The sequence below is a fragment of the Acidovorax sp. GW458-11-26-14-TSB4 genome, from assembly GCF_059423865.1.
In genome coordinates this window covers 395,760-404,572 of record NZ_JBWKYR010000004.1, presented here as the reverse complement: position 1 = coordinate 404,572, position 8,813 = coordinate 395,760, and the positions used below count along the sequence as shown (strand labels likewise).

The 8,813-nt window shown below is 67.5% G+C and carries 8 protein-coding genes; 5 read left to right on the top strand and 3 right to left on the bottom strand.

The window, feature by feature from the left end; all coding sequences use genetic code 11:
* Together AC07X5_RS12515 and AC07X5_RS12510 are read right to left on the bottom strand one after the other, a co-directional pair.
* Positions 1 to 2,294: DUF4347 domain-containing protein (locus AC07X5_RS12515; RefSeq protein ID WP_494770427.1), on the bottom strand; the 2,294-nt coding region annotated here is incomplete at its 3' end.
* Positions 2,295 to 2,517: 223 nt separating this feature from the next.
* Complete coding sequence (locus AC07X5_RS12510) at positions 2,518 to 3,384, bottom strand: AraC family transcriptional regulator (protein ID WP_494770426.1); 867 nt, start codon at positions 3,382 to 3,384, stop codon at positions 2,518 to 2,520.
* A 161-nt stretch (positions 3,385 to 3,545) separates the two neighbouring features.
* Between AC07X5_RS12510 and AC07X5_RS12505 the strand changes: the two genes are divergently transcribed.
* From AC07X5_RS12505 to AC07X5_RS12485, 5 genes are all read left to right on the top strand, one after another.
* Positions 3,546 to 4,331, top strand: coding sequence for a hypothetical protein (locus AC07X5_RS12505; RefSeq protein WP_494770425.1), 786 nt, complete (start codon positions 3,546 to 3,548; stop codon positions 4,329 to 4,331).
* A 48-nt stretch (positions 4,332 to 4,379) separates the two neighbouring features.
* Positions 4,380 to 4,919 carry a carboxymuconolactone decarboxylase family protein gene (locus tag AC07X5_RS12500; protein ID WP_494770424.1) on the top strand — a complete coding sequence of 180 codons (540 nt, stop codon included), beginning with the start codon at positions 4,380 to 4,382 and terminating at the stop codon, positions 4,917 to 4,919.
* An 11-nt stretch (positions 4,920 to 4,930) separates the two neighbouring features.
* Positions 4,931 to 5,497 (top strand): peroxiredoxin family protein, encoded by a 567-nt coding sequence (locus AC07X5_RS12495; protein ID WP_494770423.1) that lies wholly within the window; start codon positions 4,931 to 4,933, stop codon positions 5,495 to 5,497.
* Between the two features lie 86 nt (positions 5,498 to 5,583).
* Positions 5,584 to 6,312 (top strand): hypothetical protein, encoded by a 729-nt coding sequence (locus AC07X5_RS12490; RefSeq protein ID WP_494770422.1) that lies wholly within the window; start codon positions 5,584 to 5,586, stop codon positions 6,310 to 6,312.
* A 292-nt stretch (positions 6,313 to 6,604) separates the two neighbouring features.
* Positions 6,605 to 7,723 carry a DUF3592 domain-containing protein gene (locus AC07X5_RS12485; RefSeq protein ID WP_494770421.1) on the top strand — a complete coding sequence of 373 codons (1,119 nt, stop codon included), beginning with the start codon at positions 6,605 to 6,607 and terminating at the stop codon, positions 7,721 to 7,723.
* A 170-nt stretch (positions 7,724 to 7,893) separates the two neighbouring features.
* Here the strand turns inward: AC07X5_RS12485 and AC07X5_RS12480 are convergent, their stop codons facing one another.
* Positions 7,894 to 8,685, bottom strand: a complete 792-nt coding sequence (locus AC07X5_RS12480; protein ID WP_494770420.1) for a hypothetical protein — start codon at positions 8,683 to 8,685, stop codon at positions 7,894 to 7,896.
* Positions 8,686 to 8,813 lie beyond the last annotated feature (128 nt).

Genomic DNA, 8,813 nt, shown 5'->3' with positions numbered 1-8,813 from the left:
GACAGGGTCTGGCTGGCGGCGGAGGTCTTGAGGTCGCTGGTGTTGGCGCCCGTGTCGGCAGAGAAGGCGAGCGTGCTCCCCGTGGTGGTGGGGGCGGTGTGGTCCAGCGTGAACTGCTGGCCGACGGTGTAACCCCCGGCGATGCCGACGGCCGAAGCGTTCTGGATGCCCGTGCCGCTGCCCTTGAGGTCCAGGCGCAGGGTGCCGTCGCCCGACAGGCCATTGACGCTGACGGTATAGGTGGCCCCGGAGCCCGTGAGGTTGGCAATGGAGCCCCCCGCAGAGCCTGTGGTTGTCAATGCGAAGTCACCCGCATCCACACCAGTCACGGGAGCAGTGAACGTTACGGTGTAGTCGACCGACGTGGCCGTCCCCTGCACTGTTGCCGGCGCCCCTGCCGCCCGCACTATGGAGGCAACGCTTGGCGCGTCGGTGACGTTGATCGTGAATATCTGGAAGGCATCGTTGCCAGCCGCATCGGATGCCTTCAGGTAGATGCGGTAATCGCCGGCAGTCAGGTTCTGGGCCGCCACCAGGCCGGTGCCCGAGATCGTGAACTTGCCGTTGTCCGCATCGATCACACCATTGCCAATGGCAAAGCCGTAGGTGACGGCCGTGATGTCGGTGGCCGAAAGCGTGGCGACCGTGCTGCCGTTGGTGGCTGCAGCCGCCATGACGCTGGTGGTGCTCAGGGCCATGCCGACCGGGCCGATGGTATCGAGCACATACGCGAAGCCGGACGATGCCACCGACACGTTTCCGGCCACGTCGGTCTGTTTGACTGTCAGCGTGTGCGCGCCGCTTGCCAGCGAACTGCTGGTGATGGAGAAGGCGCCCGAGCCGTTGGCCGTGGTCGTGCCCAACAACGTGTTGCCATCGCTGTCGTAGAGACGGACCGTGGCAAGGGCTTCGGCCTGGCCGGTGATCAGCGGCGTGCCGACATTGGTGATGCCGTCGCCAAGGGTGCCGCTATCGCTGCCGGCCGACATTCCCAATGACGTGGGCGCGGCGGCCACCGTGTCGATCTTCAGCACCAGCGCCGCGCTCAAGGGCGAGACGGCATTGCCTGAGTCCGTCTGGGAAACCTTCAGATTGTGCGTGCCGTCGGACAGTGCGCTGCTGGTGATGCTCCAGTTGCCCGAGCTGTCTGCCGTGGTGGTGCCCAGCAGCGTCGTGCCATCGGTATCGTAGAGCTTGACGGTGTTGTTGGCCGCGGCGGTGCCGGTCACGGTAGGCGTGTTGTCGTTGGTAATGCCGTCGCCCACGGTGCCGCTGTCGCTGCCGGAGGTCACGGCAGGCGCGGGCGGTGCCGAGGGGCCCAGCGACTGGCCTGGCAGCAGGAAATTGGCCGCGGTAAGGGTTCCGACCGTTCCCGAGAAAAACATGTAGACCGCGGGGAAATACCCGGACCCATACCCCACCACAATGCCGGTAGCCGCGCCATTTTGGATGGTATTGCCGGAATTGTAGAAACCGCCTTGCCCGGCTGGGTTGTAACTGGTGTAGAGATTGTCGTAGCCTACAAAGTTTTCAAGGTTCTGCTCATCGACGAAGTTGGTAGTGAAATCAACAGTGACCCCGCTGAGAGCCGCCACGTCACGCAGATCGATAAAGTCTTCGCCGGCATTGAACCCCGTTATCACGGGAGAATTGGGCATGCTGAAAGCCCCGTTCGCATAGCTACCGCCGCTGACATAGAAGCCGTTTGGTATGTAGAGGAGGTCTTGCACTCCATTGGTCAGCGTCAGCGTTGTCGACGAAGTCATGGTGTAGCTGGGCAGGGCGAACGAATAGCCCTCGAACGCCAGCACCTGGGATTCCACCGCCTCCGCCCGCTCCAACACCCAATCGCCACCAAGGGCCTTGCTGCCGGTAAGGTTCTGCGAAGCAGCGATGTCGGCCCCGGTGAGCTCCTGGAGCCGGTGGATGAAATCGGCACCGTGCTGGTCTGCTCCCACAGAGCATCCATAGATGAGGAAGTCGCCATCCTCGGCAAGGGCTCCCCCGATTTTCCGCAGATTGTCCTGCGTGTCCTGACGCTGAAGGCTGGCGGCATCGGTGGTCGTCTGCCCGATCTGAAAGGAGCCGGGCGCACCATGGCTGATCAGATGGATGGAACTGTAGCCCGCATGCCCGGCCGCCCATTCGGCCATCTGCGTGAGGCCATCGCGGGCGGCATCCAGTACCACCACTTCAATCCCCACCGGCATGGAGGCAATGATGTCGTGATATCCGGCAAGGGAAGAATCAACAAAGGCAACACCCTTGTCCGCTGCGTCGTGAGTTCTGTTCATATTCGTTGCCTGTCCAAAGAGCCTAGACGTTTTGCATTGCAAAAAGATTTCGTGAGTGCATCAGCATCGCAAAACCGGCCCATTTCGCCCCCGGGCAGGGAGCACCTGATTTCGCAGCACACCACGCGATGAAACGAAAATTATCTCAAGCAATCAATGGATACCACATATTTCGGAAGGCTTTTTCGATCCGCCTGGAACCGTGGCGCACCGGCGCCACGGCTCATCCTTGCAGCCCCTGCACCCAGCTACGCGGCGCCTGCCCCACCACCTGCGTGAACGCGCGCGAGAACGATGACGCACTGGCATAGCCCAGCTGGTCGGCCGCGGCCTTGACCGGTGTGCCCTGGCGCAGCAGGGTCTGCGCAATCGCCATGCGCCACTGGGCCAGGTAGTCCGCCGGCGGCTGGCCCACATGGGTGCGGAAGGCCGCGGCAAACGCGCTGCGCGACATGCCGGCCTGCGCGGCCATGGTGTCCAGCGTCCAGTCGGCCTCGGGCCGCTCGTGCAGGGCCACCAGGGTGCGCGCCAGGCGCGGCTCGGCCAGGCCGGTGAGCAGACCGGCGGGCAGCTCGGTCTCGCCCGTGTGGTCCAGCAGCCAGCGCAAGAGCTGTATCACCAGCACCTCGAACAGCCGGTCCGCCAGCAGGCGCTGGCCGCAGCGCAGCCGCTCGGTCTCGGCAAACAGCAGCGCCAGCGTGTGCTCCAGGCCCTGCACCTCGCGCAGCGGCAGCGCCAGCATGGGCGGCAGCGCGCGCACCAGCGGGTGGCTGTCGCCGCCGTCGAAATCGAGCGTGGCGCAGACGAAGTCGGCTCCGTCCACCGGCGCGTTGTGGAAGTCGTGCGCCAGCGGGCGCGGGTAGAACAGCAGCGTGGGCTCGCTCACCTGCAGCCGGCGCCTGACGCCGCGCGCGCGGTGCGTCACCTCCATCTCGCCACTGCGCAGCACGTGCAGAAAGCCCCGCCCCGGCTGCGCCGCGAAGTGCGTCACCCCGCACAGCGGCCCGGCATGGAACAGGTGCGCACGCAGGCGAAAGCGCTCGAGCAGTGAGGACAGGCGGTCGACGGGTTGCGGCAGGGGTGCACTCATGGCCTGGCAGAGCAATCAGGACGAAATGGCATGTTTCATGGATTCAACGCGCCATATTTTACTGCACCGCAGAGGAAACTTCATTCCACGGTGTCTGCAGCAACCAGCCAACGCAGACGCCGCGACAAGCACCCATCGACACCACACAAGGAAAGTCAGCCATGCGACGACGCACCCTTCTTCTCTCCCGCAGCGCCACGGCGCTGGCCCTGGCCGCTCTGGCCTGCAGCGCCAGCGCCCACGACGCGCACCACAAGGCCAGCGCCAAGGACGCCCACACCGGCGGCATCCGCACCGCACCGGCGCCCAAGGTCAAGCCGGCCTTCGACATCTTCCACACCCGCATCAGCACCGATGGCAATACCGCCATCTTCCATGTGGCCGTGTCGGGCAAGGCCGGCGCCACCAAGCCCGCCAAATCGGGCAAGCTGGCCGGCAGCACGGTGTTTTCGTATGTCTGGCCGACCACGCTGGACCCGTCCACCGTGGGCTTCGAGCCCAAGGCCGGCATCCTGGCCTTTGCCGTCACCTCGCACCCGGACTTCGACGACACGCCGCTGTTCGACGAAAACGGCGACGGCAACCCCGCCAACGACGGCGATGTCTGGCACTCGCACTGGGTGGTGCTGCAGCCCGACGATGCCTGCGGCAAGGGCAAGCTCAAGGTGGTGGACATCCCCGAGGGCGCCAAGCCGAAATTGCCCAAGACCTGGCCCGGCCTGCCCATCCTGATCGACAGCCCCGGCTGGCACCCGAACTTCAGCGGCCAGACGCTGGAGGTGAAGGTGCCCTTCGACGACATCGGCGCCGTGCAGGCCGCCTCGTTCGACGGCGTGGCCGCCGCGCTGCGCGTGAACGCCAGCGTGCATGCGCCACTGCTGTGCGTGCCGGATGTGATGAAGGTCGCCTCGGGCGACCTGTCCCTGCCCGGAAAGGTGAACCGCTGATTTCCCCCGTCCCGTAACCATACCCACCTCAACCAAGGAACCATCACCATGAACCGCATCCCCCTGATCGACCGCGCATCCGCCCCCGCCAGCGTCGCCGGCACGCTCGACGCCATCCATGGCGCCTTTGGCGCCACGCCCAACATGTTCCGCACGGTGGCCCAATCGCCCGCCGCGCTCAACGCCATGTGGGGATTTTTCGGCGCCCTGGGCGGCGGCAGCATCGACGCGCAACTCGGCGAGAAGATCGCCGTGGCGGTCGCCAACCGCAACGACTGCCACTACTGCCTGGCCGCGCACACGGCCCTGGGCCGCAAGGCCGGCGCCAGCGCCGCCGAGATGGGCGCCGCGCAGACCGGCCAGTCCGACGACCCGCGCACCGCGGCTGCCCTGGCCTTTGCGCTGAAGCTCGTGGAGGCGCGCGGCCAGGTGTCCGAGGCCGATGTGCAGGCCTTGCGCGGCGCCGGCTTCAGCGATGGCCAGGTGGTCGAGATCCTGGCGCACGTGGCGCTGAACCTGTTCACCAACTATGTGAACGTGGCATTCGCAGTGCCGGTGGACTTCCCGTCCGTCGCGCTCAAGCGCTGAGAGGCCGGGCCATGGACTACCACGCACCCGAACTGGAAATCGCCCAGTGGCTCAATGCCGCTGCGCCGATCACGCTGCAAGGCCTGCGTGGCAAGGTGGTGGTGGTCCACGCCTTCCAGATGCTCTGCCCCGGCTGCGTGGCCCATGGCCTGCCGCAGGCGGCGGCCATCCATGCCCTGTTCGACGAACGTGACGTGGCCGTACTGGGGCTGCATTCGGTGTTCGAGCACCATGCGGTGATGACGCCGCAGGCGCTTGCGGCCTTCGTGCACGAGTACCGGCTGGCCTTTCCCATCGGCATCGACATGCCGGGTGCGGGCGGCAACCCCATCCCGCGCACCATGCAGGCCTATGGGCTGCGCGGTACGCCCAGCCTGTTGCTGATTGACCGGGCGGGGCGGCTGCGGCTCAACCATTTCGGCCGCATCGACGACCTGCGGGCCGGGGCGCTGGTGGCGCAACTGGTGGCGGAGCCGGGTGCCGAGCCCAGGCAAGGCCCGGTGCGCGCCGCTCCCAGGCATGTCCCGGCGGCAAGGGCACCCGCCTGCGCATACGGCGCCTGCCCCGTGGAGCCGTGAGCGGGCTGCATGGGCTAGGGCCTGTGACACTGTTTTCGGGGTCGCGAAGGCCCTTGCCGGCGTGCCAATCTGGCGCCTGCAAGCTGGTGTCGCCCCGCCTGCTGGCCACGGCGCCCGAGTTCGCGGGCAAGCCCGGCAACTCGCTCGATCCCGTGCCAGAAGATGCCTTTCGCATTTGCTGGACCGCCGGCTCTGCCGGCCTGGCCGACGCCGCCGTTGCCGACTGCACGCAAAATGGTGCCGAGATCAACTCGGTGCGTGTGCAGAAAACCGATGCGGCGGCGCTGGACCGGGCCTTCGCTGCGCTGGGCTTTGCGGCGGGCGGCACCTACACGCTCCAGATGTACGCCGACGATGGCTGGAAAACCGTGAATGGCCAGGCCGGCAAGACTCCCATCGCCACCTACCAGGCCCGCCTTGGCGCCCTGCCTGTAAGCGCTGCTGCGTTGGCTGCCGGCACCACGGCCAACTACCCCAATGCGACGATGTCGCTCACCCCCGTGGACATCGCCACCGCCTTGCGCAACAAGACGGCAGCCGCGATCCAGGTGACTGTGGTCAAGCCGGCCAAGGCCAGCACACCGCTGCGCCTGGAGAGCGGCTACATCTTCGAGCAGGGCCGGGTCAGCGCGTCTGCGGCGTTCCCGAACGTGCGCCTGGACCGCACGACCTACCCCGCCGCCAACGCGACCTCGTTCAGCGCCAGCATTCTCGTGCCTCCCCAGAACCTGGCAATACCCACCACAGGCGAACTGGGCATCACCTACAACGACCTCGGGGGCCGCTCCATTCGCAACGTCATGAGCTTCGACTGAATCCGCTCCTGCAAATATGGCGGGTGGACGGCGCGCACCAACGCGCGCTGTCCACCCGCTCTTTTTTTGGCTTGGCGCATGAAATGAGCAGCCGCCCCGCCCCAGCCCCAGCTCCCCCCGGGCGCGGCCCGCCATGCGACACGCGCCACCGCCTTTCCGTTGGCCGCCATACCGCTTGCAGCAGGAACCCAACACACACCCGGCCATGCAGTTGCCCGGTGCAGCGATCACCCGCAGAATCAGCCCCCCTCGCCCCCGCGATGGCTTTTTCTGTACTTGCCGCGCCGCCCGCATGCCCGCTATCGACAACATTTCCCCACTCCAACGCCGCGCCGCAGCCTGGTGGTTCGGCCTGTTCGGGCTGCCCTTCATCGCCATCGCCTTCTGGCTGCTGATCACCGGGGTCTGGCCCGCGCTCAGCGACTGGGCCCGCATGTCGCGCTGGCAGCCGGCGCAGGCCACTCTTGTGGCGGCCCGGCTGGCGGTGCGCCCCGGCAGCCGGGGCGGTGCCACCACAGAAGCCACGGCCACCTACCGCTATACCGTAGGGGGTGAGGAATACACCAGCCAACGCGTGGGCATCTCGCGCGGCAGCGACAACATCGGCAGCTACCAGGCCACGATGGCACGCACGCTGATGGAGCACCTGCAGCGCGGCGAGCCTGTGCGCATCTGGGTCAACCCCGCCAACCCGCTCGATGCCACCATCGACCGCGGACTGCGTTGGGAACTGCTCGCCGTCCATGCCGGATTGGCGTTGGTCTTCGGCAGCAGCGGCCTGGGGCTGCTGTTCTTTGCGCTGCGGCTGCACCGTGCGCCCAGCCACGGCCCTGGCCACATGGCCGAGGGCAAGGCGGGCGGCAAGACCGGGGAGCACGCGCCCGGCCTGCCCCGACGGTACGGCAACATCTGGCTGCACCAGGTGCCCGGCGGCGTGCGCCTGCACCTGCCCTACGGGCGAGACCTGGGGCGGCACATCGGCGCGCTGGCCGGTGGCAGCGCCTTTCTCGCCGTCGCCATCGGGGTGGGGTGGTTCATGGAACGCGGCGACTCGGTCGCCGGCATCTTCGCCGCAGTGTTCGGCATGGCGGGGGTGGCCTTTGCCGCCAGCAGCGTCTTTTGCATCACCACCAGCCTGCAGGCCGAGCTGGACGAGCGCGGTATCCGCGTGCGGCGCCGTTTTCTCGGCCTGCCGCTGCACAGCCACCAGGTGCCGCCCGGCATGGTCAAGCGCCTCGTGCTGCAGCACGAGCAAACCACCGAGCACAGGGGCCGCGAGATCGCCTGGTACCGGCTGCTGGCCCAACTCAAGAACGGTGGCACCATCGCCCTTACCGACAGCCTGGAGGGCGAGGCTTCGGCACGCGGCCTGCTCGAGCAGGTGGTGGCCTTGTCGGGCTACCGGCGCTAGCGTCCGGAGTGGGATCCGTTGAAGAGAAAATCTGCCGAAATCGCTGCAGGCCAGACGCAAGCCACAGCCGTTCCGGGTGGAGGAAACGGCTTCAGGCAGACTGCTGCGCCTGCACAACGCCAGCCACGCCGACGGCACTGCGCATCCGCACACGAGGCCGCCTGTGCAGGCTACCGGGGCGTGTAACACCTTCCCGCGGCGATGGCCGCGTTCACATGCGCCGCCAGGCCAGCGAGGTTCGGGAAGGCCGGCGGCGTAGAGGTGTCCTCCAGCAGGCACAGGTGATTGGCCTTGCGCACCAGCACCACGGGGGTGAAGACGGCAGGGTTCAGCAGCCCGCCCGGAAAGGTCTGGCGCTTGCCCCAGAAAGCCGACAGCTCCGCGTTGGCCTCCGTGCGCTCCTGCTGGAACCAGAAGGTACTGCTCAGCGCGCCCGAGGCGGCGACACCCACGCCCGTGCATTGCCCGTTGCGGTAGGTCACGGTGCCCCGGCCGACCGGGCGCGAACCGCTGGAATCGCTCGCCACATTCCACAGCTCCCGCCCACCGCTGCCACCCGCTGCGGGCTGGCATTGGTCCTGCTCCCAGGGGCCGTCGGACAGCGTCGCCAGCGGCGCGCAGCGCACCGCCACGGTGTCCGCCGCTGCGGCGGCCACCGTGCCGGCCGCATTGCGCACCACGCAGCCAGAGCCGGCGGGCGCCGCCTTCACGGCCACCGCATAGACGCTGCCATCGGCCAGCGGCCGGGCGAAGGTGAAGGCACCGTCGGCCGCCACGGACAGCTCGTCACCGCCATTGTTGGCCAGCACCAGGGGGCGCCCGCTGGGCACGCCGCTCGCGCTGCCGCCCAGCGTGTAGGTGGCGCGGTCGTCGCCGCCGCCACCACAGGCGGACAGGGCCGCCAGGGCAGCCACGGCCATCAGCTGCGTGGGCAGCGGTGTTGTTCCTTTCGTTGAATGCATGCGATCTTCTCCTGTAGTATTTCGCAATGGCCCTGTGGCAAATGCCACGGCGCCATGATGGCCCAGCGCCTGCCGGGCCGACGGGCGCCAATGAGCGAAATACAGCAGCTACTGGCCTTTGCCTACGA

Excerpts from the sequence above, each read along its gene's own strand:
- AC07X5_RS12510 (WP_494770426.1), bottom strand. The coding sequence starts at position 3,384 with ATGAGTGCACCCCTGCCGCAACCCGTCGACCGCCTGTCCTCACTGCTC.
- AC07X5_RS12505 (WP_494770425.1), top strand. The coding sequence starts at position 3,546 with ATGCGACGACGCACCCTTCTTCTCTCCCGCAGCGCCACGGCGCTGGCC.
- AC07X5_RS12500 (WP_494770424.1), top strand. The coding sequence starts at position 4,380 with ATGAACCGCATCCCCCTGATCGACCGCGCATCCGCCCCCGCCAGCGTC.
- AC07X5_RS12495 (WP_494770423.1), top strand. The coding sequence starts at position 4,931 with ATGGACTACCACGCACCCGAACTGGAAATCGCCCAGTGGCTCAATGCC.
- AC07X5_RS12485 (WP_494770421.1), top strand. The coding sequence starts at position 6,605 with ATGCCCGCTATCGACAACATTTCCCCACTCCAACGCCGCGCCGCAGCC.
- AC07X5_RS12480 (WP_494770420.1), bottom strand. The coding sequence starts at position 8,685 with ATGCATTCAACGAAAGGAACAACACCGCTGCCCACGCAGCTGATGGCC.